Consider the following 24,430-nt stretch of genomic DNA (forward strand, 5'->3'; position numbering starts at 1 on the left):
AATTAGCATCAAATAGCCAGCTATATTTACCTTGAATTCAATCCAATTTCAAAGAATTAACTGGCACTTCATCCCAAGAATTAACAGTTCGCAATCTAGCAGTCCAACCTTGTGTTTTTTGCAACTCCGTCAAATTCTTCTCAAAAGACTCGTGACACTCCTTTGCTTGAATCTCATCAACGCAAGCAATACAAGAATAAAGCAGACCAGACGGATCGATTTGCTCATTTACCCAAATAGTCATAATTAATTTCCTCTTGTTGAACTCAACAATATAGTAAATTATATTGTCAACATTTTAAAGGCGTAGCTGATTCATTTTTCTACAACCCCACGAATAGCTGAGTTAGGTCAAAAGCGACTGGAAACCAAAGTAGATAATACTTAGACCCATTCATAAAGTAATCATACATGAATTATCTTGACAAAAGCACCTAACTAATTGTAGAGTTTGATTGTGCTTTTCATAATGTATAGCTATTCTAACACCTAACTATGGAGCAAAATCACAGTTCGCAACTAACAGAAACAACAACACCAGTTGTCAACTCATTCAACGAATGGGATACCCTAGAAGAAGTAATTGTTGGTCGCTTAGATGGTGCTGTCATACCACCTTGGCATATCACAGTCAAGGCAACAATGCCACAGCGTTATTGGGACTTATTTCGGACTTTTGGCGGTCAACTATTCCCACCCGAACAAATAAAAGCCGGAGAAAAAGAGCTGGAAGAACTCGCTCACATTTTAGAATCAGAAGGAGTAAAAGTTCGTCGTCCCGATGCTGCCAATTATACTCGCCCTTATTCTACCCCAGACTGGGAAAGTCCAAGTGGTCTCTATGGAGCAATGCCCAGAGATGTAATGATAGTAGTTGGGGATAAGCTAATCGAAGCACCTATGCCTTGGCGGTCTAGATTCTTTGAAATTAATGCCTATCGCTCCCTAATCAAAGAATATTTTCATCAGGGCGCTCAATGGATTCCAGCACCTAAACCACAGCTCACTGATGAATTATATAACTATCAGTATCAAGAAGCAGGTAAAGATGAAGAATTCAACTCTTTACTTACTGAGTTTGAGCCAGTATTTGATGCCGCTGAATTTGCCAGATGTGGTAGAGATATCTTTGTCCAACAAAGTCAAGTTACCAATCGTTTTGGCATAGAATGGATGCGGAGAATTCTGGGCGATGAGTACAGAATCCATGAACTTAAGTTCAAAGATCAATCAGCAATGCACATTGATGCTACCTTTGTACCTATGGCTCCAGGGAAACTCTTAATACATCCTGAAAAAGCTGACAAACTTCCTGAAATGTTCAATAGTTGGGATGTCCGAAAAGCTCCTGAGTTCTCGATTCCTGACGATCATCCTCTCTATATGAGCAGCAAAGGAGTGGGGATGAATCTTTTGAGTATTGATGAGCAAAGAGTAATTGTTGAAAAGCAAGATGAGCCAATGATTAAAATGCTAAAAGATTGGGGATTTACACCAATTCCTTGCAATTTCCGCAACTTTAATACCTTTGGTGGTTCTTTTCATTGTGCCACGTTAGATGTGAGAAGAAAGGGAACTCTTCAATCCTATTTTTAATTGGTTGAAGAAAGTGGCATAGAGTAGCGGGGCGGGTCGATCGAGATCGTAGTTTTGAAATTCAATATCCCGGTCAACCCGCCCTTAAACGCCTATTTTGACATAAAATCAATAGAATAAAACCTATGCTTGGAAAAACTTTAAAATCCCTAAAATTAAACGCTACAAGACTATATTTAGCAGGTTTTCTGACTCTAATTCTGATTATTAGCGCAGATTGGTTCGCATCGATTCAGGCTACCAGCAAGCAACCAATATCACCAAATTGCAATCCCATTGTTCCCGATAAATTATACCGCTACATCGCTACCCTAGACAGTTGCCTAACTCCCATGAGCGATCGCGAAATCCAGAAACAACTCAACGATCCCTTTGCGATCGCCCTACTGCGTCAGGGAATTTTCCCCGCTAATGCAGAAGCTATCAGTCAAGCGATCGCCGATTCCAATTTAGGATATAGTCAAACAAGTTACGTAGTCGGAGAAGGCTTTCAAATCCCCCTAACCACCGCTTCCAGAGAAGCACCGCGATCTCTTCGCTATGTGGTAACTTGGGGAGTAGATGAAAACGATGCCCAAATTATGTTAGGAACCCTTGCTCCTGCTAGCCAATCCTCCGTTAATGATATCATTTCGTGGGATACAAAAGCCAATAAATATAACTTTTATGCACTTAGGCATCAGGTAGAAGATCCCACTTCTCCTCAAGCGTGGAGTTGGGCGGGAGATTCTACTCTCGCGCCGCAACCGCCAACGATGAAAAAGAATTGTTTTAACTGTCATCATAACGGCTTGCCAATTATGAAAGAGTTAGAAATCCCTTGGAATAACTGGCACTCAGATCGAGCCGCAATTGCCTCAACCATAGTCCCTACTGCCGTTGCTAATGAGAGTTTCTTTCAGCAGCGACGCGGTGCAAAGATTTTTGAATCAGTCATCAGAGCTAACTTTCAAAACTATTACAGCCATTGGCTAGAAACTCGCATTCGCAAACAAAATGATACGATTGAAATTAGCGATGTCGATCGAATGTTAAGGCACTTAACCGTCAATACCACTATTAATTTAAAGTCTTCTAACGTTCAAAGCGATAAAGAGAATACAAGTCCCGGCGAAAATCATCGCGATCTCGAAAAACTAAATTTTTCTGCAAACAAAACAAGGGTTTCCGATGTTTCTTTGGAGACTCCCAATCTAGTTCCAGAAGTTGATGTTACTGGCGTTCCTCCCACCGATACTTTCTTGTCAGATACGATTTTTCAGTCCTTTTTAGGTTTGGATTACTCATCCCTTTCGGTGACATTTTCTCGCGAAGACTACGATGCCTATCTTAAGGATAAAAACTTCGCACTGGTAGGAACAAAATCATCCAAACGGGAAGATATTCCCCTATATCGCTATGCCGGATCTACCTATTTCGCCTACTTCGTACCCCAAATCTCTGCTGAAGATATTTACATAACAAGGCTATTACTTAACTCGCAGATTCTGACAGATAAATTCGTAGCCTCTATATTGATGGTAGACTATAAAAATCCACTATTTTCCGAAAAACGAGCGCGTCTTCAGAAATATGCCCAGAAGATACCTAAAGCTAAAATTGTCAATGGAGTTAGCAACATTCCAGGTAACTTTGCAGCTAAGATTAAAGCTGTAGCCAAAGCTTGCAAAGCTGAAAATTTTGATACTTGTTCGGCAGAGGAGCAATTTCTATATACTTGGGAATTACCTGACAACCAGTGGCAGCAATTAACGTCAGTAAGACTGCAAGCTTATGTAGACTCATTTGCAAATCTAGAACCAGATAAACAGTTAGATCGCCTGATGAGACTGAGTATTGAGCAAAGCGATCGTTTTGCTTCGACTCTACCCTTTTGCAAATTATTTGAGTTTAAGTCCCTGATTCCAGAAACCGACTTCTCCCAACTTTCTCCCTGTCAGACTACCGCCGATCGTCCTTAGCATTAACATCCGTAAATTCTTAACTTTAAGATTTATACATAATTTGGTGTTTGTTCTATTGTTTTTGCTAACTCCTGGCTTTGTTACATTTTTTACATTACCGCCCTCTACATTAAAAAATGTTAACAATGGGAACCAAATTACACAATCTACACTACGCTCAACTTGTCAGTTATTTATAGAAAAAATCCGGCTGATACCACGATTGAGGAGAAATATGCTCGCAAAATTTTTAAGAGCAAGGATCGCGAAGCTAAGTGTTGTAGCTGTTCTCACTTTACTTGCGATCGTAAGCGGGGCTTGGTTCGCATCGATGAAAGCTGCCACTCCGCAAGAAACTAACTGCCAGGCCGTAGTTCCAGGCAAAATTTACCAGTTCATTGAGGGGATAGATACTTGCGCTACGCCTATGAGTAACTCCGATATTGAGAAGCTCACTGATTCTTTTGCAACCGCTTTACTACGCAAGGGAATTTTTCCAGAATCTGTCGATGCCATGAGTGAGGCGATCGCGAAGAATTTGGGCTATAGTCCGACGATTTTCTTGCTCGGAGAAGGGGCGCAAATCCCGACAACCTTTGCTTCAAGAGATGATTCTCGCGGTCTTCGCTCTCTCATAACTTGGGGGCCAACTGAAAACGAGGGCAAAATTATGATGTCCAAGCTGGTTCCTGTCTCTAAAATTAGCCTAACAGAGGTGATGTCTTTTGACGACCGAACCAAAAAATACAACTACTACTTCCTTCAAAATCAAGCAGGAGCTAGTGATGATTCTCAGATGGTTTGGGCTTGGAAGGGAAATAGTTCTCTCGCACGAAAACCGCAAACAATGGGAAAAAGTTGTTTTCGCTGTCACCATAACGGCGTACCGCTGATGAGGGAGATAGAGACTCCTTGGAATAACTGGCAATCTCAGCGAGTGATTATTTCCTCAGCGCTAGTGCCAAAGGCAGTCGCCAGCGAGAGTTACTTTTTACCAAGACGCAATGCCGAGATCCTTGAAGAGCTAGTCAGAGGTAGCGTTCAACACTACTACAGAGATTGGCTGGAAGAGCGCAGCCGCAAGGAAGGTGGCACGACTTATCTGAGCGATATCAGTGATATGTTGCGCCACTTGACTACGACTACCACCATCAACTTTAAGTCCAGCGAGGTTCAGAGTAACGGAAAGGATACAAGTCCAACAAACCTGGATATTATTGGCGTTCCCCCCAGAGACACTTTCCTGTCGGATACGCTATTCCAAACAACCTTGGGGCTAAATTACTCCTCCCTATCGGTGACTTTGCCTCGGAAAGACTACGATGCGTATCTCAAGAAACATAACTTCAAGTTGGTAGGAACGAAAGGGTTCTACCACACTAGCGGTACGGCATTTGAGTATCCAGGTTCGACCTATTTTGCCTACTTCGTGCCACAGGTGCCGGCTGAAGATGTTTACGTGACGCAACTGTTACTGCAATCAAAAGTTGTGACGGACAAATTCGTAGGCGCTCTATTGATGGTGGACTACAAAAATCCGTTGTTTTCAGATAAACGCGCCAGTCTTCAGAAATACGCCGAAAAGATGACCACAGGCACGCTTGTCAATGGAGTCAGCAGCGTCCCCAAAGACTTTGTGGCGAAGATTAAGGAGACGGGGGCAAAAGCTTGCAATGCCAATAATTTTGACACTTGCTCGGCAGAAGAGCAGTTCCTATATACCTGGGAGTTGCCCGACGATCAATGGAAACAGCTATCGGCAAAGCGAATGCAAGGCTATGTGGATTCAGTTGCCAATCTCGAACCGAACGAACGCTTGGATCGCTTGATGCGCCGGAGCGTCGAGCAACGCGATCGCTTTCTCTCAACTCCAGCTTTGTGCGAGTTTTATGAGTCCAAACTGCTGTTCCCCGAAACCGACCTATCAAAAGTACCCTCCTGTCCGTCCGCCCATTAGCGCCAACGACTGCTAAGGCGGGACAGTTGCGTTCTTAGGTGAGAGAAATTCTATCTTTCCTTTCTTGTTGGGAGTTGTCGGTAAAAGCGATCGCGCTTTTACTCGCAAGCACTCTCTTGAGCAGCACAAAGAAGATGAGTAGTCAGAAAACAAGAACTGTCCGATACCGATCGCCTTTCTGAGGAGTTTCCGATCGCGCGATCGCTATCTTTCTCCCATTAATCTCGTCTTCCCAAAGCTCTAACTAATTTTGTATGAATGGAGTAGCAAAATGGTGAAATTCTCGCGCCGTCATTTCTTTCAAGCCACAGGAGGCGCATTAACCGCTTGGGGCCTGCATCAATTGCCCTTCTACCGCAAAGGCAAAGTTTTGGCTCAAAGTGCGCCTAGCTTTATCTTCGATCCACCTGGGTTTCAGAATGATTTCCGACCGGGTGAAGAACGACAGGCACAAATGTTGCGATCGCGCTGGAATGAGGATGTTAATCGTTTGACCGAACGCATCCGGCAAAACGAGCCTTGGGATTTCACCAATCAACCCGCCCTCACTGATTACTACAACCCCCTAACAACCAACGTTCCCAAGGGAGCGCCATCAGTTCCCATCACTTGGACAGCCTATCCTAACCGTATTAGGTTCGCCTTTCCCCAGGCAAGTCGCCGTCAGCTTTGGGAATATGGCGATCGGGGAACGCCAGATCCTAACTACGAGCCAAAAGGCCCTCGCGGTTGGCAGGATGAGTACGCCGAGTGGAGCGTCACCCGCAATGCCGAGGGAAAAATTACGAAAATCGCATTCTCAAGTGAAACCCGAGAATACTGGTATGCCCTCTGGGATGTCGAGCCCAATGTTGTGTTGCGCCTCTACAAGCAACTAATCAGCGAGCAAGTCAAGCTAGAAGATTTGTATCTGCGGGATGGTAGCGGCAAACCGATTATCGATCCCCAAACCGGACGACCGGCCTACAACGAACTCAATGAGTGGAATAATAAGGCAACCGGTGGTTTAGCTCATCTCATTGGCGAGTTCAACTCCCAGTACGGTGCCATGTTCTTAGGAGCACAGTCCACGATGCTGCGAGTAGACGAACAAGGAAATCCCATGACTGACCCCAGCCAACTCGTCAACTGCGGTCTGCATGGCACTCCCAACCGCTTTAGCGATCCCTTCATTAGCGCAACCGTCAACGATTTAGTGCGTTCGGGCGTGAGAGTGACTCTCAAAAACCCTATAGGGATTTATATCCAAGAGCCCAATTTCCGTATATATCAGCTCCCTCCCAACGCGCCCCCGAATGCCAAACCATCCGACTACTGGAAAGTGCTTCGAGGACGCAAGCGCCAAGCTGGAGAAACTTATGATTGGATACTTCATGCCGTTTACGAGGTTCCACCACAACAGGGCTTTACGGTGAGCGACATCTCAATTAGTGGATTCCCGATCGAGTTCGGCGCTCAAATGGCCGAAACTGTTCTAGTTGGGGTAATCGGTGAGGGTATCCCACAAGAACGTCCCCCTCGTGCTTATGTATGTTCCGAAGTCCCCAAAAATCCGTTGCCTTATGCCGATGTCTTGCGAGAATTCGATTTACTCGAAGTTGCTCGGCGTTCTCATTTGAATATGAGAATCGAGCAAGGAATGACAATTGAAAATGTTGCTCTCAAGGCTGCTCATAGCGATCGCAATGCCACAATTGAGTTTGTCGGATCGTCGGGAGTCACGGTGAAAAAGACTGGGTTTCAAGAAAAAGAAAATTCCCAAATATTTAGCCTGACTATTTCTGCGGCTGCAAATGCGCCATTAGGAAACCGAGCGCTCCTGCTTAAAAATTCCAACGGTTCTTCAGGGCCGGCACGATTTGGAATGTTAGAAGTGGTTCCTCCTGGAACTCTTGCCAAGTAAAATGATACAATAATTTAGAGGTATAGCAACCGCCAAGGCGGTTAGGGGCGCTTAGGCTACGATGCTCAGGAAAGAATGGGAAAAAGGGAATAGAATCAGCGAGTTTGGTGGAACTCAGAACGTCCTAATCGCCTTGGCGACTGCTATATCTGTGCCAACTTCTAAACCAGTAATTCCTTTTGCTAGCTGTTTCGCGACTGTTTCAGAAAGTCCGATCGACAGTCAATTAGTGTTTGTAGGTTTGCCAGATGACGAGCAATCCTCTTACCGTGAAGGCTGCGCTCAAGGGCCAGAAAGAATCCGTTACGCCTATGATGGCTATTGTTACAACAGTACAACTGAGTCGGGTATAGATTTAGCCGGTGCTGTTGTCGATTTGGGAGACTGGCTACCAAAGAGTTCTTGGGATTTAACAGCACAGAGCTATTACGAAGGTGCTCAGTCTTTATTTCGGGCAGGAAAAATCCCTTTTTTTGCTGGTGGAGATCATGCTGTAACTATTCCAATTGGGAAAGCGTTGGATGTCTTAAATCAGCCAATTCATATTGTCCAAATTGATGCACATCCCGATCTATATCCTGAGTTAGAAGATAGCCCCTATTCTCATGCCTGTGTAGCAGCTCGTTTACTAGAGTTTGGCCATATTGCCTCAATTACCCAAATTGGGATTCGCACTATGAACTCAATTCAAAGTCAGCAGGCCCAGAAATTTAGCGATCGCCTACATTTGATAGCAGCAAGGGATCTACCCGAAAAATTAGAAACCTTACCACACTTTAGAGCAGGCGCACCAGTCTATCTCACTATCGATTTAGATGGTTTCGATCCAGCTTTTGCTCCTGGGGTTTCTCATCCGGTTCCTGGTGGATTAACTTCACGACAGGTACTTAATCTAATCCAGCGAGCAAGTTGGAATTTAGTGGGTATGGATGTTGTAGAGTTAAATCCAGATCGCGATGTGAACGATCAAACTGCAATTCTAGCTGCTAGGCTACTCCATGAGGGTATGGGATATGTAGTGGAGCAATCTTTTAATACCAGTTCTCTATAATATTGCAATTTATTTACACAAGGGTACAAAATCATGAGTTTAAACCGAATACTGGCTTTCGCAATTTTTGTATTACTTGCTTTTGGTTTTTTACTAGGGAGTACAAGGGTGATGGCGCGGACTACTTCTTATCCATTTGAAGCTACATATAATGTAGAAAGCACGGGTGAACCGATCGCAGGTGACGTTTTACGGGTACGTGATGTAGGTGACAGTAACAATGCTCCCTACGGTCTAACTAAAGTTGAAAATCATAACTACGCCCTGTTTAAGCCTAAAACTACTAATGTGATTAAAGTAGGGCCAGACCCAGCAACTTTTGGTTTGACAGGAGAAAGCTTTCCCTTTGGAAAGATAACATTTTATGGTGAAGGAAGTGACAAACTTTTTGGAACTGAAACTGGTACTTCCACCTATGATTTTGAAAAACTTGTGGGTAGTGGTTCTTACACCATAACGATCGCTGGTGGTGAAGGCAAATTCCGTAATGCTAAAGGAATCTTAACTTTTTCAGAAACAAACGTACTTAGTCCAGACCCAACTGCTCCGATAAAAGGTACTTGGTTAGTAACTGGATCTTTCCAGACAACACGCTAACCAAGTCCTAACACATGGGGATTCGCACCATCAACTCAATTCAAAATCCGCAGGTCTAGAGAACTCGCAATTGCCTACATTTTTTGTTTGCATGATGATACCACACAATAGTATTCACAAAATACTCAGAGTTTCGATCGCTTTTATGCTAGCGATCGCAGTTATGTTTAGCAGTTGGGAGCGAGCGATCGCCGCCAATCTACCCGAACCCCCACTGCGAGCTGTCGAAGGATCGACCGAAAAAAAGGGAGCGTGGTACACGCCCCCAATGCCAAAGAATATCAACGAAAGAATGCAGGGTCTTCACGCCTCACTATTACCCAATGGTAAAGTGTTGATTGTCAATGGAGGTTCTGTTCGGCTTTCACTGGTTAGCGAAGGGATCAAAGGTAAAGATGCAAGAAAACCTTGGTTGATGGATAATACGGCCCTATTCGATCCCAGCCTCTCCGATCCCGACCCCATCCTTGACGATCGGGGAAACCCTATTAACCGCATCGATTATGATGCCACCCCCTTTACCAAAATCAAATCGCCCCCCACACCTGTAAAATATAAAGGGAGCAATGAGGAGCAAATTAATGACCCTTTTTGTGGAGGTAACGTCCACTTACCCAATGGAGACGTTCTGTTAGTAAGTGGCTCTTGGTTCCCCTTTCCCGCTCCCACACCTTTAGGAACAAAACAGACCAATCGCTATGACTGGAAAAAAAATAAGTGGGAATTAGCGGGAGAGATGGCTGACGGTCATTGGTACCCTGGTTTACTGCCCTTAGCAAATGGAAAGATCGCTATTTTTTCTGGAGTTGGTTTTAATAGTGTTTTACCTGGAAATGACTGGGGAGAAAACCTCAAAGTTTCCACTATACTTGAAGTTTTCGACCCCACAAAGCCACCGAAAAATGCTTGGCAATCTATAGACCTCAAGAACCTACCAAACAGTCCCTATAAAACCCTTCAGGAAGATGGCAGATCTGATTTTATCGCCCTTTATCCCCATACTTACCCCACAAAAGATGGTCGATTTTTAATTACAGGCGACTCTGGTGGTACGCGCGAACTTCCCTACCGCAAAACTCATAATACCTACTTCTTATCGATCGCAGACTCGAAGGATGGTTTATCCGTAAAGTTTGAGCCAGGCCCAAAAAGAGAAGGATGGTCAAAGTATTACACTACCAGCCTACCTGACCCCAATTCTCCCGATGGAGATATCTTGCTGATTGGTGGAATGGAAGGGATGAACAATCCCAATTTGGGCCCCGATTTACCCGTTGAAGGAGCGAGAACTTCCGCTGATTTAGAACGTTGGCACGTCACCACTTGCGATCGATCCAGCGATCCAAATTGTTCGCCATCGAAAGTACAAGGTGAGTGGAAACTGAAAGAGAATTTTCTAGGATCTAGCCCCCACGATCGTCGTACCACTCATAACGCGGTGATTCTTCCTACTAAACAAGTTTTGGTTGTTGGTGGAGGTAATTATGTATTCTATATGCCTGTTTATCATCCTATTTTGATGACACCAGATCGAAAGGCAGATCAAGGCTATCGAACTGAGTGGATGAATCCAGGTACGGAACCCAGACTCTATCATAACAATGCCATTCTCTTGCCCGATGCGCGAGTTTTGGTGATGGGCGGACAGGGTGGTTATGCAGCTTGGGATAACCGAAATGGTGCTATTAACCCGCCTGTAGATGCAATTAGGCAAGTTCGTCTTGATATCAAGGCTGGCACTGCTGATTTAGCTGAAAAAGGACAAAATTTCTTTTCCGCTGAAACTTGGCAACCGGAAATATTTAACCCACCCTATCTGTTCATAGATGGCCCGCGTCCAGAGATTACTAAAGCCATAGAAAAAATAACCTATGGTTCTCAACAAAAGATCGCGGTGAGCAATCCAACAGAAAAGGCATCGTTGGTTTTAATTAAGTTGGGATCGGTAACTCATGGTTTAAACTTCGGGCAGCGCCTCGTCGATCTACAATTTAAACAAAGTACGATCGGGGAGGTTAATGGCAAATCATTTTCCTTTGCTTCCTTCACTGCACCCACTGACAAGCACATGACTCCTCCGGGTTACTACATGATGTTTTATGTCAACGATCTAGGTAAACCTTCTCATGCCAAGATGGTGCAACTTTCTCTGTAGAAAGAAGGCAGAAGGCAGAATGTATTTTGCTTCCATTGATAGCAACCTTCTTGGCAGTTATGACTTACGTAACGCCGCCCTCTGGGCGGTTAGGATACCGCCTAGAAGGCGGCGTTACGGATATATGTCTTAATGATCTTGGCGTTTGCTGTTTGCTCATAGAACCTGTAAGGACACAGCAATGCTGTGTCCTTACAGAATTTACTTGTAATAGTCTGTATTCTTGATGACTTTACCCTGCTTTAATTCCATTACGGAAACCCCTTCGATCTCAAAAGACTCACCTTTATCCGTTCCAGTCATCAACCACTGAATGGCAAGTTTTTCTGGGCTTTGAACCACCACATCTATAGCTTTAAATTTCAGATCGGGTGTAGCTTTAAATTGCTCCTGCATGAACTCTTTGAGTGCTTTGATACCTTTCATAGATACGTCTAATGAAAGATCCCGATAGTGGATATCTTCTGCGTAATAATCACCAACTCGATCTAAAGCCCGATCGTTCCAAACTTTGAAATAGGCATCAGCAAATTTTTTAGCATCAAAATTATTTTGAGCAATGTTTTGAGAATTTGCTTGAATAGTTATATCTTTCAAACCAGTGATTTGATCTGCTTGGACATCTGCTGGAGAAAAAGAAAACAACAATACCAATACAATTGCAATTTGAACAGATTTTTGCATTTTATTTTTCCTTTTCCTAATAAGGTGACAAGAGTTTCTCTCTGTTGGAATTTTAAAAAGATTGACGGTAAGTTAATTATCTTAACTGTACCGTCAAAGTTAAAAGCTTTAGTAGACCTGTACTAGAGGATTCTAGTTTTCAGGTCTAGTTCGTACCAGCTTCTTCTCCTCGGATAATTGAATCAACTCCTCCCCAATAGGCTTCTAACAGTTCCAAGTATTTATTGATGCCGGCATCAAATAAGTCTCTTCCTTCTTGATGGGTAACGTAGGGTGCAATGGCATTAAACGCATTGTTGCTATGTCCAATTTCTACGTTAAGGTGCATTAACCAATGCTTGCGAACGTTCTTGTCATAGCCTTGGTTTTGTAAGCCATCATTAAGCTGACTTGCCAATACTGCGGACATGGTTTCATCAGCATACAATGCTCCCAATGCTTTTTCAATCGGGGGTTCGCCATAGAGCTTCTTTGCTCCTTCATTGATAGCTGTAGTTGTCGGCAAGCACTGGTAATTGTCAATTTCTTCATTGCTAATTCCAAGATCGTTGATTTGCTCGCGAAACAGCGTTTCATGAGTAATCTTACCCCCAACTTCATCAAATACGTTGAGTACCACTTCCCGCAAAATGTTATAATCGCGAGTATTATTGGCAATGGATGTGATGTAGAACGGTTCGTATTGGAAGTAATACCAGCACTCTAGGTAAAACTTCTTTTCTTGCTCCTTGGTAAACTTGTTCTTGCGGTAGTAGTTGAGAAGAGGATGTTGTACTGCTCGGTGATTGAGAATATACTCCATCTTCCCATTGAGATATTCTTTGACTTCTTGGTTGCTTACTTCCAAGCGTTGACGAACACTCGGATCTTGGATTTCGTCAAACTTTTGAACCTGTATCGCTGTCATTTGTAATCTCCTTTGTAGATTAGGTATTTTTGAACTGTATTTCCATCTTTGTCAGATTTTGATGTTTATACAAAACATCAGAAACAATGATGCAATCACAAAGCAAAATTTTTAGCTATAGACACCTGCTTCTACTTCCTTTTCTGCCCACCAACGATCGTTGTCTTTGAGAGTCCTTTTCTCGTCATCAAGGCATCCCCAAGTCATGTTGATGATAATGCGAGTAGCATCACGATTTAGTGGGACTGTACGATGAAGGGTTGTATCCGACTTTAACAGGTAGATGTCACCACTGACAAAACCATAGGTACGGATGAAATTCTCGCACAAATACTCATGAATCCTGGGATTAGATTTGTCCCAAACGGTATGAGGAACGCATTGCAACATACCACCGTATTCAATCGGTGGGGTTTCCAGAATCCAAATCAGAGCAAAACGATAATCTCCCCAGTGCCATCCGTGAGTATCGCCACTCTTTTCATGCCGGGTAATCAAAAATTCTTCGTCTTTTGATGGGCAAGCCAAGAAAGGTTCGCCAGCAAGTTTTTCCAGAAACTCGATCAGTGATTTTGAGCGGTATATCGTGTTAACAAACTCACTGTTTTCGGCAATAGTTTCGCTGGTGACAACACTCATTTTTCTGGGAGTATTGGCTGTGGTTGCGAGCTTAAGATCGCGACGCTCAGCGTGTAGATCCAAGAGCCTTAGAGCTTCTTCCTTCATCAGTTGGCGAATCTTGCGAGGCATGACTTCGGGAATTTTGATAAATCCCTCCCGCTTAAACTTTTGATGAAGCAATGGTAAAGATTCTGGAGAGAAATTACTCTCGATGTTGTCTTGAATTTCCTGTTCCCAGGTATTGACTATTTGAACTGTGGTCATTTGAGTGTGTAAATAAATTAATAGATTACTTTTGCAAGTATGGCAGGTTTCTCTTTATTGTGGTCTATCCTCAACATTTTTTAATATTTGTTGACGCATTGATAGCTTGAGACTAAGTAACTGGTTGCTAGAACAAATTTATGATATTGTCAATGGTTCTGTTTGAAAATAAAGTTCGCTCTTTACGCAAAATAATCATATTTAACTCAAGGAATTTATTCCGATCTTCAAGGGGTGAGGATCTTCCCGGATTGCTTTTTGAGCTAGAGGTTACGATCTGAGAATTTAATTGTCAATAAATTGACATATTTTTAACAAGCTTGATAATCTATGCTTATTACAAATAAATAGTATGTCTTGTTTACTTATATATCGTGAGCTTAAGGGAACAATGCTAGTTTAGCCGTAAATCACATAAATAGTATTTTGTCAAGTTATTAGCTTCGACTTGCCAGAGTAATTGCCTTAGACCTCCCTAGGATAGGAGGAGTCTTTCACTAGGACTCGGTTACTCATAATTTAGATGCGATCGCCCTGTTGCGAAATGTGAGCTATCTATGGTAATGTATTGATCGGTTCAAATTATCAGGTTCTCATGACTAAAAAATAAAACATAAATTTATCAGATTACGTAGAATCAATTATGAGAATAAAGCAAATGAATGAATATAGACTCAATTCTCACTTAGACCAGTACAAAAAATATTATGAAAGGTAAAATACTCCTCACTAATAATATAGTCAAGCTTTTCTCATAAACCAGAACCCTTCTAAATTCTTCAAACTTAAATGACTAATGTTCTTGATAATTCACAAGCTCAATTAAAGTCAAATCCAGTTGTTTTGGATTTGCTTTTGTTATTGATAGCAGTATTCCTGGTATCATTAGATCCAATCTTTACGAGATTGAGCGAAAACGAGCTAGGCCCGAATGCGACAGTTTTCAATCGTGAACTGATAGCTAGTGTAATTTTCCTATTCTGGCAAGGAATTAAAGTATTATTAGACAGCAAATCTAAGGATTTGTCAGCGAAAAAAGACTCAGAACCAATTACGATTACTACTCTACTTATTCTCCTAGCAGTAGTTATTTTTGGAGAAGTATGCTTAGTTACTTGGGCTGTATCTTTAACTCAAACCACAGTTGCCAGTTCTAATCTACTCCATAATTTACCCTCAGTTTTTGCTGTTCTTGGAGGATGGCTATTTTTAGGTCAACGCTTCGATCGTAAGTTTATTCTGGGAATGACTATTGCTTTATGTGGCGTGATTGTAGTTGGAATTGAAGATTTACAAATTTCTCCAGAAAACTTTGTAGGTGATGCCTGGGCCTTGTTCTCTGCTATTGTCTACGCGGGTTACTTTTTAACTATAGAGAAACTCCGCTCCCAATTTTCAGCCCTGACCATATCACTATGGTATTGTATCCTTTCAAGTATCATACTTCTTCCAGTTGTACTCTTTTTTGAAAATCAACTTTTTCCCACTTCACTTTTGGGGTGGGTCGATGTCATTTCTCTCAGTATTCTTTGCCAAGTAATTGCTTCTGTAATTTTTATCTATCAACTGAAACAATTTTCCTCAGCGTTTGTTTCTCTGTTCATGTTACTACAACCGATAATTACAGCTATCCTTGCTTGGTTCATTTTTCAAGAACAGTTAACTGTCCTTAATTGTATAGCTTATGCCATTGTTTTAGTGGGTATTTACCTTGCTCAATCCGGCGAAGTTGTTAAATCGGGTGAAGTTGTTAAAAATTAAGATGAAATTAAGAATCTTTAAGGAGCGAGAGAGAAAGTTTAGTAATTACAGGGATAATCATAATATTCCCTTATTTTCTATGACAAAGATAGTCAAAAACTTCAAAAAAAGCAAACTAATTCCTTTCCTGTTTCTGGCAGCACTAGCCCTTACTTTTACATTAAATAACTTTTCACCTTACCCTGTAATTGGTCAATCAAAAACGGGGAAAAATTTAATCATGGTTACTTCAGCAGACTATCCACCCTATGAATTTAGGAATACTGCCAGTGGCAAAGATGAAATTATTGGTTTTGACATAGAAATTGCCAAATACATTTCCCAAAAATTAGGATATCAACTGGAAATCAGAGATATAGATTACAGCGGGGTGATTCCAGCATTACAGTTGGGTAAAGCAGACTTCGCGATGGCAGGGATGACCCCCACTGCGGAACGCAAAAAAAATGTAGATTTTTCTGATATTTACTACGAAGGCAAAAATACTATTGTTGCCAAAAAAGGGCACAACTTGAAAACACCTAAAGATTTAGCAGGGAAAAAACTTGGTGTTCAATTAGGGTCTATTCAAGCAGAAGCAACGAAGAAATTAGGAAAAGTTCAGGTTATGTTCCTGAATAAAACAGGTGAGATAGTTGAAGGAATTAAGTCTGGTAAAATTGATGCTGCGATTATGGAGGATACAATTGCCAAAGGATTTATTACCAGCAATGACGATTTGGAATTTACTATCATTCCTAGTGATGCGGAAGAAACTGGTTCAGCGGTAGTTTTTCCTAAAGGTTCTTCCCTAGTCAATCAATTTAATCCCGTTCTTAAAGAAATGAAAGAGAGCGGAAAGATAGAGAAATTGGTAAAAAAATGGTTTGACGCTTCGTCGGTAGTTAGTACAACTAATACTGATACAAACCAGCCAGTGCCAGAGTCTAAAAAATCTTTCTTGTCCTTTGGTCAGATAGTTCCTAGTATTCCTTTTATTTTAGAAGGAATATTAGTAACATTGCAATTTACTTTGCTCTCAACATTTTTTGGACTTATTTGGGGAGTAGTTTTAGCCTTATGTAAAATTTCAACAATTAAGCCGTTACTTTTATTGGCCAATGGTTATACTTCTATATTTCGAGGTACACCCCTATTATTACAAATTGCTTTAGTTTACTATGCAACACCTCAATTAACTGGTTATGATATGCCTGCACTATTAGCAGGCGTGGTTACTTTTACTCTCAATTCAGGTGCTTACATTTCGGAAGCGATTCGAGGTGGTATTCTAGCAGTAGATAAAGGGCAGAAAGAAGCTTCTTTATCTTTAGGAATTGCCTACATACCTATGATGAAGGATATTATTTTACCCCAGGCAGTTAAAAATGTTTTGCCTTCTTTAGTAAATGAAACTATTGCCTTACTTAAGGACTCATCATTGGTGTCAACAATTGGTGTGGTAGATGTGCTGCGTCGCGCTCAAATTGTAGGAGCAGAAAAGTATATCTATTTTGAACCTTTATTATTGGCAGGTCTGATTTATTATGTGATGGTAATGGGACTAACCTGGTTAGGTTCTAGACTTGAATCTAGATTACGCCGCAGTAATTGATGAAGGAAGAAGTAAGAAGGAGGAAGGAAATATGATACACTTATTCTTAGTAAGTAGAAGAACATAATTTATTGAACCTTGAGGAATTAACAATGAAAGCAGAAAATTCTCCTGAAGATTTTAAGAATAAAGCAGATACCGGATTGATAATGTCTAGTACGCGATGGCTTGTCGATCATTATAAAGCTAAAGAAAAATACCGCCATCAAATGGTTAAAGATTTAGATTTAAAACCAGGCGACACGGTATTAGATGTAGGTTCTGGGCCGGGTTTATGGTCAAATCTTTTGGGTGAAAAAGTAGCTCCAAATGGTCGGATTATCGGCATTGAGTATTCGATAGATGCCATTACTTATGCCCAAAATAACTTAGAAAACTCTCCCTATAAAGAGATTATAGAATACTGCCAAGCTGATTTTTTTAATATGCCCTATCCAGATGAAACATTCGATCTGGTTTTTTGCAGTAATAGTTTGATGTATTTCCCCGATCCCATGAAAGAAAAGCTTTTGAAAGAACAAAAGCGCGTTGCTAAAAAAGGGGGAAGAATTGCGTCTAAAGAATATGATGGAGAAACAATTATTCTTTATCCAATTCCTTGTGAATTGTGGTTAAAACTTAAAAATGCTGTAGCTCAAGCCTTATCGGAGAGACCATTGGAAGATTATTATGATGAATATGTGGCTCGCAAGTTACGTACATTATTTTTGGATGCTGAGCTAAAAAATATTGTCACAATACCTTACCCGGTTCAGTTGTTTTCACCTTTATCATCCCATCAAAAAAACTACATTACTCAAGAGAGTCAGTGGTTTATAAAAACGGCTTTTCCTTACTTAACCAAGTCAGAGGTTTCTCAACTTGAATCTTTTTTTGATTCAAATTCAAGTGAATATATTCTAGATAGAGCAGACTTTTCTTATTTAATGGTGGAATTTATGTCAATTGGAACTAAGTAGAAGGAAGAAGGAAGAAGGAAGAAGGAAGAAGGAAGAAAGGGAAGAAAAATTTAGTTATAGCAACCGCCAAGGTGGTTAGGACAAATATCCATAACGCCACCGTCTCAGCGGTATCTTAACCGCAAGTGAGAGCGGCGTTAAAGCTGATATAATTGCTTTTGAGCGCTGAAGCGCAACTACATACCTTTTTAATTCTCAATTACTAATTCCTAACGCAGCCATCCTTTCAAGCGTTCAGCTACCTGTGGCCGCCGCAGCTTTCGCATTGCTTTATTTTGAATTTGTCGCACCCTTTCCCGCGAGAGATTGAACATACTACTAACTTCTTCCAAAGTGTGAGGTTCCCCCGTCAGTAAACCGTAACGAAGAGCAACAATATCTTTTTCCCGCTCCGTTAAAATACTCTCCAAAACCTCTAAAATATCCTGCCGCATCATCATCTCATTCATCTGTTCTTCGGGAGATTGCGTTTCGCTATCTTCCAGAATATCCATTAATTCCGAACTTTCTTCTACTCCGATGCGGTGGTTCAGAGAAAGCGATTTGCGGCGCACTTGTTGGAGCTCGCGCAAATGTTCGGGAGTAATTAAAAGTGCTTCTGCTAGTTCTTTTTCTGTGGGGTGACGCTGTAAGGATCGCTTCAATTCCCGATAAGCTCTTTTAAGTTTGTTAAGCTGTTCTACAATATGAACTGGCAATCGAATCGTGCGCCCTTGATTGGCAATTGTCCGCGTAATTCCTTGGCGAATCCACCAATAGGCATAGGTAGAAAATTTATAGCCTTTTGAGGGATCGAATTTTTCTGTGGCGCGGTTCAAACCTAAAGCGCCTTCCTGAATTAAATCGAGAAATGGCACGCCGCGATTGAGATAGCGCTTGGCGATTGATACTACTAACCGCAAATTTGAGCTAATCATCTTCCGCTTTGCGGCACGCCCTAAATGGAGGCGCTGTTGCAGTTGAGCTTCGCTCAAGGAAGCTGCGGCGGCGACTTCTTCTGAAGTGGGAACTCGACCCAAATTTTCCTGTAAACTCTGTTGTAATGCTTCTAGGGCTACCAATTCTTGAATGCGGCGGGCTAATTCCACTTCTTCGCTGGGTTTAAGAAGGGGATAGCGGGCCATTTCCTTAAATAAGGCCCCCACCGAATCGTCTGAAACTTTGCTATATTCCGAGGTTCGAGTTGTAGTTGGATAGTGAATTTGGGCATCCTCATGCTCTGGAATTTGAGTGAATGAGGCTTCTGCTGCCACCGCAATACTGCCTAAGTCAAATTCTGCCATATTAGCGATCGCTTTCGGTGGGGTTTACTTCAGAGCGGTTTTAGGGGCAATTTAATTGATGAGTCTCTAAATCCATCGTTTAACCGATGGTGCTTGCCTTCTACCTTTACATTATAGAGTGATGGAAAATGAGAACACTCTACTTTTGAGTGTAGCTTCTTCTAGTTTAGGACACGCAAAGCTATGTCTACTATTACTTTTGGTCTATCATCCCCGATTGTAGCCCAAGCTGGTGTATCTTACAGCACTGGTGGCGATCGCGATCGCCCCCCAAGGAGGGAAAGATGGATCGAAGTGCTAGTTGATTTACCCTTCGAGGTGTCAGAAAACAATCCAGAAGAGCAAAAGGAAGATAAACTTTACACCTATCGACTCCCTCCAGATTTGAATGTGGAACCGGGAGATATTTTAAGTGTACCCTTTGGCCATCAACAGTTGAGAGCGATCGCCATTCGCGACCTTGATGAACTTCCCTCTAATTTACCACAAAATCGAGTTAAAAATGTTGAAGATATAGTTAGCAAGGGATTTTTATCCCCTACTTACCGAGAATTACTAAATCGAATTGCTACTTATTATTGCACAGATTTGATTCAAGTAATTCGGACATCATTGCCCCCTGGATTGCTGAGGCGATCGCAGCGTCGCATCCGTTTACTTCCCGATCTCATTACCAGCGATGTCGAAATTTTCCTCAATCCATCCGCACTGCAAGTTTTAAAACTGCTCCAAGCCTCAAAAAATGGCGATTATTCCTACTCTTGGGATTATATCAGAGAACAAATCAAAGGAGCAAGCCGAGGAGTAAAAGATTTATTGCAAAGAAACTGGGCAGTTAGTTACTTAGAACCCCCTAGAACACCAAAACCTAAACTGAAACAAGCAGTAACCTTGATTGGTAATGATTTGTCAAATGAATTGACCGATCGGCAACGGGAAGTATTGCAAATACTCTGGAATCAAGGCGGCGAAATGTGGTTAAGCGACTTGATTAAAATGTGTAGCACTTCTACCACAACCATCAAAAAACTAGAACAGCAAGGTTGTATCTTTATAGAAGAAAAAGAACAATTACGATTAAATAGAGGAATAGAACAAAACAAAGATACACCTAAAGCTCTCACACAATATCAAATAGAAGCATTAACCGTTATCAACAATCTATCTGGCTTTAACCAAGTATTGCTACATGGTGTCACAGGTTCCGGGAAAACCGAAGTTTATTTACAAGCGATCGCCCCTATTTTAGAGCGAGGTCAATCCGCCCTTGTCCTAGTTCCAGAAATCGGTTTAACACCCCAACTAACTGATAGATTCCGTGCCAGATTTGGCGATCGAGTTTGCGTCTATCACAGCGCCCTTTCCGAAGGCGAACGTTTCGACACTTGGCGTTACATGACCCAAGGAATCCCTCAAATTGTCATCGGTACTCGTTCAGCCATTTTTGCTCCTTTACCTCACCTTGGCTTAATCATTTTAGATGAAGAACACGATAGTAGTTTCAAACAAAACGATCGTCCTCCCCTCTATCATGCTCGCACCGTTGCTAAGTGGCGTGCCGAATTAGAAAATTTTCCTTTAATCTTAGGTTCCGCCACCCCTTCCCTAGAAACCTGGGTAGAAACTCGCCCCAAAGAATATTCTATAAAAGACTATTTATCATCGCTTTCAAATGTAGAGAATTACCCGTCATCAATAACCAATTACCCATTACCAATTACCCATTATCTCTCACTCCCAGAACGTATTTACGCCCGTCCCATGCCACCAATTGAAATAGTTGATATGCGGCAAGAATTGCGGGTGGGCAACCGCTCAATTTTCAGCTTACCACTTCAAAATGCCTTACAAGAACTCCAAGAGAATCAACAGCAAGGTATCCTATTTATTCACCGCAGAGGATACAGCACTTTTGTCTCTTGTCGCAGTTGTGGCTACGTAATGGAATGCCCGAATTGTGATGTTTCTCTATCTTATCATAACGTCCGTGAAGGAGCAGCACAAATATTGCGTTGTCATTACTGTAACCACAGCGAAATACAACCTCGAAACTGTCCAGACTGTAGTTCTCCCTACTTTAAAAACTTTGGTAGCGGTACTCAGCGAGTCGAACAAGAATTAACTAGATTATTTCCAGAATTGCGCGTTATTCGCTTTGACAGCGATACTACCCAAACTAAAGATGCTCACCGCATACTATTAACAAAATTTGCAAATAGAGAAGCAGAAATTTTACTGGGTACTCAAATGTTAACCAAAGGATTAGATTTAGCTCAAGTCACCTTAGTAGGAGTTGTCTCTGCTGACGGATTGCTCCATTTCTCCGATTATCGAGCCAATGAAAGAGCCTTTCAAATTCTAACTCAAGTAGCAGGTCGTGCAGGACGCGGCGATGACCCCGGACGAGTAATTATACAAACTTACACCCCCCAACATCCAGTAATTCAAGCAGTCCGTCGTCACGAAATCGAATCATTTATTGCAGCAGAATTGCAAGAACGAGCGCAGTTAAATTATCCTCCCAGTGGGCGGTTGATTTTATTGCGCTTAAGCGGGTATAATAGTGCTGAAGTTGAGCAAACTGCTATGAATTTGGCATCGTTACTAAATTCGATAAATCGGGAAAACACCTATGAATTGTTAGGGCCTGCGCCTGCGCCGATTATGCGAGTAGCTAATCGTTATCGATGGCATATTTTGCTCAAATTTGCAGTGAATGCCTCAATAGAATTGCCATTAGCGAGGTTGCGCGAGTACACCCCTCCTTCTGTGAGTTTAACAATTGATGTCGATCCTCTAAATTTAGGGTAATGGTTGGAGTTGCCTTAATCGCCCTGGCAGTTGCTATACAACTAAAAAGTATCAATTTATTTCCTGTTCAAACTTTAAAAAATGCAATCTCCCCGACGCTTCCCCCGCTACAACTGTCACCCCATCAGGGGCAATAGCACAGCATTTTAAAGCACTATCTCCCGTAAAACTAGCAATAACTTCCCTATTTGATAAATCCCAAACTTTGAGAGTATTATCATCAGAAGCAGAAACTAACCGTTTCCCTGTGACGGCGATAGATGTCACCGCATCAGTATGACCTATAAGCGTAAAAAGCTCTTTTCTCCCTCCTAAATCCCAAACTTTAATCGTACTTTCCCGCGAACCAGAAATTGCCCATTTGCTATCGGGTGTGACTGCTACAGTATTGACAAAACTGGTATGACCTAGGAGAGTAAAAAATTTATTGCCCGTGACTAAATTCCAGACTGAAGTGAAAATATTTTCTCCAGTTTCCAGACTCCAAATCTTGAGAGTATGATCTCCTGAACCTGAAATTAACCGCTTACCGTCAAGGGTGACAGCTACAGCTTTTACCCCATCTGTATGACCTACAATAGTTAAAATTTCTTTTCCTGTTTCCAAATCCCATAATTTAATAGTTTTGTCCCCAGAACCAGAAACTACTCGCTTACCATCGGGAGTGATAGCAACAGAATTTACCCAGTCTTCATGACCTGTAAAAGTGTAAATTTTTTCTCCATTTTCCAAGTTCCAAACTTTAATTGTTTTGTCACCCGAAGCGGAAACTAATAGCTTGCTATCAGGAGTGACAGCAACAGATTTAACCCAGTCTTCATGGCCTGCAATCGTGAGAATTTCAGCTTTTGTTTTTAAATCCCAAACTTTCATATTATTATCACCAGAACCGGAAATAACTCGCTGGCTATCAGGGGTAATAGCAACAGTATTTACCCAGTCTAGATGGCCTACAAAAAATGAATTTTCATCTCCAGTTTCCAGATTCCAAATCTTAAGAGTTTTGTCAGATGAAGCAGAAATTATCTGCTTACCATCGGGGAGTACGGCAACAGCATTGACTGGGGCAATATGATTGATAAAGGTAAAAACTTCTGCCTTTTTTTCCAAATCCCAAACCTTGATAGTTTTGTCACCAGACCCAGAAATTAATTGCTTATCGTCGAGTGATACTGCTACAGATTGCACAAAGCTAGTATGACCTCTAAGAGTAAAAAGTTCTTCTTTTGTTACCAAATTCCAAACTTTGATAGTCTTATCATAGGAACCAGAAATCACGCAACTGCCATCATTCGTAACAGCTACAGTTTTTACCCAGTCTCCATGACCTGTGAGAGTAAAAAGTTCTTTTCCTGTTTCTAAATTCCAGACTTTGAGGTGGTGGTCGCCAGACCCAGAAATGAGGCGTTTACCGTCGGGAGTAACTGCTACAGTTTGGACAAAACTGGTATGACCTTTGAGGTTGAAAATTACCTGTCCAGTTTCTAAATTCCAGACTTTGATAGTACCGTCCCAGGAACCAGAAATTACCCTTTGACCATCGGGGGTGACTGCTACTGCTTCTACGGCAAAAGTATCGCCTCTAAATGTGAAAATTTTTTGCCCGGTTTCTAAATCCCAGATTTTAATAGTGTTGTCCCAGGAACCGGAAATTACTTTCGTACCGTCGGGGGTGACTGCGACAGCATTGACATAAGTTAGATGACCTTTGAGAGTAAAAATTTCTTCGCCGGTGGTGAGGTTCCAAACTTTGAGAGTATGGTCGGAGGAAGCGGAAATTGCCTTTTTGCCATCGGGTGTAACCGCTACTGCTTGTACCCAGTCTGTATGTCCGATGAGGGTGCGCCGCAGTCTGCCTCCGGGAGGTGTAAAGCTAGGGGTTAATGGTTGTAACCAAGGATTTTTTTGCTGTTTTGCTTCTTCGAGTAATACCTGAATTTCTGGGTTTGGAAAAGACAATAAGCGCCCGATTAGTTGTCCGGCTAATTGTGTGGTATCTTTAGAGATAATGTGGGCTGAAAGTCGAAGTGTATCTTGAATTAATTTCAGAGTTTGGGCTTTAGGGTCATCAGGGGAAATACTCAGATTACTAACTAGGTTGTAATCTTCAATTAGCGGTTGTATTCCCAAGGTTTCTAGCTTGGCTTCAATAAAATCGTAGCTTGTTAGCAAGTGATGCAATTTTTCTGTGTCACAAGCATCAGCTAGCTGACTTGGTAAAGTGGCTAAAAGATCGTGCTGTTCTGCGAAGGATAAGTTATCTAATGTTTCTCTAAACTCACTCATAGTTTTACGGCGGTATTTCAAAAATGTTGTGGGATTTGGTAAAGCAATAGCTTTGCTT

At 41.8% G+C, this 24,430-nt stretch carries 17 protein-coding genes; 11 read left to right on the plus strand and 6 right to left on the minus strand.

All coding sequences use genetic code 11. From position 1 onward, the window contains the following. Positions 1–37: 37 nt before the first annotated feature. Entirely contained in the window at positions 38–244 is a 207-nt protein-coding gene (locus tag PY364_RS23985) for a glycogen debranching protein (protein ID WP_272033097.1), read from the minus strand. Between the two features lie 251 nt (positions 245–495). Between PY364_RS23985 and PY364_RS23990 the strand changes: the two genes are divergently transcribed. The 7 genes from PY364_RS23990 (at position 496) to PY364_RS24020 (ending at position 11,202) form a co-directional block, all read left to right on the plus strand. Further along, positions 496–1,596: an amidinotransferase gene (locus PY364_RS23990; RefSeq protein ID WP_275570220.1), complete on the plus strand. Its 1,101-nt coding sequence runs from the start codon at positions 496–498 to the stop codon at positions 1,594–1,596. Positions 1,597–1,721: 125 nt separating this feature from the next. After that, positions 1,722–3,557: a hypothetical protein gene (locus PY364_RS23995; RefSeq protein WP_275570221.1), complete on the plus strand. Its 1,836-nt coding sequence runs from the start codon at positions 1,722–1,724 to the stop codon at positions 3,555–3,557. Between the two features lie 217 nt (positions 3,558–3,774). Beyond that, the gene (locus PY364_RS24000) at positions 3,775–5,496 is read left to right on the plus strand and encodes a hypothetical protein (RefSeq protein WP_275570222.1); all 1,722 of its coding nucleotides are present in this window, start codon (positions 3,775–3,777) and stop codon (positions 5,494–5,496) included. 271 nt (positions 5,497–5,767) lie between these two features. Beyond that, on the plus strand, positions 5,768–7,399 hold the full coding sequence (locus tag PY364_RS24005; RefSeq protein ID WP_275570223.1) for a hypothetical protein: 1,632 nt from the start codon (positions 5,768–5,770) through the stop codon (positions 7,397–7,399). Between the two features lie 61 nt (positions 7,400–7,460). Beyond that, the gene (gene speB / locus PY364_RS24010; RefSeq protein WP_275570224.1) at positions 7,461–8,450 is read left to right on the plus strand and encodes an agmatinase; all 990 of its coding nucleotides are present in this window, start codon (positions 7,461–7,463) and stop codon (positions 8,448–8,450) included. A gap of 33 nt (positions 8,451–8,483) precedes the next feature. Beyond that, positions 8,484–9,047 (plus strand): hypothetical protein, encoded by a 564-nt coding sequence (locus tag PY364_RS24015; RefSeq protein ID WP_275570225.1) that lies wholly within the window; start codon positions 8,484–8,486, stop codon positions 9,045–9,047. A 91-nt stretch (positions 9,048–9,138) separates the two neighbouring features. Then, positions 9,139–11,202 (plus strand): galactose oxidase early set domain-containing protein, encoded by a 2,064-nt coding sequence (locus PY364_RS24020; RefSeq protein WP_275570226.1) that lies wholly within the window; start codon positions 9,139–9,141, stop codon positions 11,200–11,202. Between the two features lie 201 nt (positions 11,203–11,403). On the opposite strand, the gene PY364_RS24025 is transcribed toward PY364_RS24020, so the two are convergent. From PY364_RS24025 to PY364_RS24035, 3 genes are all read right to left on the minus strand, one after another. Next, a complete protein-coding gene (locus PY364_RS24025) occupies positions 11,404–11,886 on the minus strand; it encodes an ester cyclase (RefSeq protein WP_275570227.1) in 483 nt (160 codons plus the stop codon). Between the two features lie 145 nt (positions 11,887–12,031). Beyond that, positions 12,032–12,793, minus strand: a complete 762-nt coding sequence (locus PY364_RS24030; protein ID WP_275570228.1) for an iron-containing redox enzyme family protein — start codon at positions 12,791–12,793, stop codon at positions 12,032–12,034. A gap of 111 nt (positions 12,794–12,904) precedes the next feature. Then, positions 12,905–13,678, minus strand: a complete 774-nt coding sequence (locus tag PY364_RS24035; protein ID WP_275570229.1) for a hypothetical protein — start codon at positions 13,676–13,678, stop codon at positions 12,905–12,907. Positions 13,679–14,467: 789 nt separating this feature from the next. On the opposite strand from PY364_RS24035, the gene PY364_RS24040 reads away from it, so the two are divergent. From PY364_RS24040 to PY364_RS24050, 3 genes are all read left to right on the plus strand, one after another. After that, positions 14,468–15,439 carry a DMT family transporter gene (locus PY364_RS24040; RefSeq protein WP_275570230.1) on the plus strand — a complete coding sequence of 324 codons (972 nt, stop codon included), beginning with the start codon at positions 14,468–14,470 and terminating at the stop codon, positions 15,437–15,439. Position 15,440: 1 nt separating this feature from the next. After that, positions 15,441–17,033 carry an ABC transporter substrate-binding protein/permease gene (locus tag PY364_RS24045; RefSeq protein ID WP_275570231.1) on the plus strand — a complete coding sequence of 531 codons (1,593 nt, stop codon included), beginning with the start codon at positions 15,441–15,443 and terminating at the stop codon, positions 17,031–17,033. Positions 17,034–17,125: 92 nt separating this feature from the next. Then, complete coding sequence (locus tag PY364_RS24050; RefSeq protein WP_275570232.1) at positions 17,126–17,992, plus strand: class I SAM-dependent methyltransferase; 867 nt, start codon at positions 17,126–17,128, stop codon at positions 17,990–17,992. A gap of 209 nt (positions 17,993–18,201) precedes the next feature. Here the strand turns inward: PY364_RS24050 and PY364_RS24055 are convergent, their stop codons facing one another. Then, on the minus strand, positions 18,202–19,275 hold the full coding sequence (locus PY364_RS24055) for an RNA polymerase sigma factor, RpoD/SigA family (protein ID WP_275570233.1): 1,074 nt from the start codon (positions 19,273–19,275) through the stop codon (positions 18,202–18,204). A 183-nt stretch (positions 19,276–19,458) separates the two neighbouring features. Here PY364_RS24055 and priA point away from each other — a divergent pair, with 183 nt between their 5' ends. Next, positions 19,459–22,086, plus strand: coding sequence for a primosomal protein N' (priA, locus tag PY364_RS24060; protein WP_275570234.1), 2,628 nt, complete (start codon positions 19,459–19,461; stop codon positions 22,084–22,086). A 51-nt stretch (positions 22,087–22,137) separates the two neighbouring features. On the opposite strand, the gene PY364_RS24065 is transcribed toward priA, so the two are convergent. Then, positions 22,138–24,372, minus strand: coding sequence for a hypothetical protein (locus tag PY364_RS24065; RefSeq protein WP_275570235.1), 2,235 nt, complete (start codon positions 24,370–24,372; stop codon positions 22,138–22,140). Between the last annotated feature and the right edge of the window lie 58 nt (positions 24,373–24,430).

The organism is Kamptonema sp. UHCC 0994 (assembly GCF_029167235.1).
In the GTDB taxonomy this organism is placed as follows: Bacteria; Cyanobacteriota; Cyanobacteriia; order Cyanobacteriales; family Microcoleaceae; genus Kamptonema.

Excerpts from the sequence above, each read along its gene's own strand:
- PY364_RS23985 (WP_272033097.1), bottom strand. The coding sequence starts at position 244 with ATGACTATTTGGGTAAATGAGCAAATCGATCCGTCTGGTCTGCTTTAT.
- PY364_RS23990 (WP_275570220.1), top strand. The coding sequence starts at position 496 with ATGGAGCAAAATCACAGTTCGCAACTAACAGAAACAACAACACCAGTT.
- PY364_RS23995 (WP_275570221.1), top strand. The coding sequence starts at position 1,722 with ATGCTTGGAAAAACTTTAAAATCCCTAAAATTAAACGCTACAAGACTA.
- PY364_RS24000 (WP_275570222.1), top strand. The coding sequence starts at position 3,775 with ATGCTCGCAAAATTTTTAAGAGCAAGGATCGCGAAGCTAAGTGTTGTA.
- PY364_RS24005 (WP_275570223.1), top strand. The coding sequence starts at position 5,768 with ATGGTGAAATTCTCGCGCCGTCATTTCTTTCAAGCCACAGGAGGCGCA.
- speB (WP_275570224.1), top strand. The coding sequence starts at position 7,461 with ATGCTCAGGAAAGAATGGGAAAAAGGGAATAGAATCAGCGAGTTTGGT.
- PY364_RS24015 (WP_275570225.1), top strand. The coding sequence starts at position 8,484 with ATGAGTTTAAACCGAATACTGGCTTTCGCAATTTTTGTATTACTTGCT.
- PY364_RS24020 (WP_275570226.1), top strand. The coding sequence starts at position 9,139 with ATGATGATACCACACAATAGTATTCACAAAATACTCAGAGTTTCGATC.
- PY364_RS24025 (WP_275570227.1), bottom strand. The coding sequence starts at position 11,886 with ATGCAAAAATCTGTTCAAATTGCAATTGTATTGGTATTGTTGTTTTCT.
- PY364_RS24030 (WP_275570228.1), bottom strand. The coding sequence starts at position 12,793 with ATGACAGCGATACAGGTTCAAAAGTTTGACGAAATCCAAGATCCGAGT.
- PY364_RS24035 (WP_275570229.1), bottom strand. The coding sequence starts at position 13,678 with ATGACCACAGTTCAAATAGTCAATACCTGGGAACAGGAAATTCAAGAC.
- PY364_RS24040 (WP_275570230.1), top strand. The coding sequence starts at position 14,468 with ATGACTAATGTTCTTGATAATTCACAAGCTCAATTAAAGTCAAATCCA.
- PY364_RS24045 (WP_275570231.1), top strand. The coding sequence starts at position 15,441 with ATGAAATTAAGAATCTTTAAGGAGCGAGAGAGAAAGTTTAGTAATTAC.
- PY364_RS24050 (WP_275570232.1), top strand. The coding sequence starts at position 17,126 with ATGAAAGCAGAAAATTCTCCTGAAGATTTTAAGAATAAAGCAGATACC.
- PY364_RS24055 (WP_275570233.1), bottom strand. The coding sequence starts at position 19,275 with ATGGCAGAATTTGACTTAGGCAGTATTGCGGTGGCAGCAGAAGCCTCA.
- priA (WP_275570234.1), top strand. The coding sequence starts at position 19,459 with ATGTCTACTATTACTTTTGGTCTATCATCCCCGATTGTAGCCCAAGCT.
- PY364_RS24065 (WP_275570235.1), bottom strand. The coding sequence starts at position 24,372 with ATGAGTGAGTTTAGAGAAACATTAGATAACTTATCCTTCGCAGAACAG.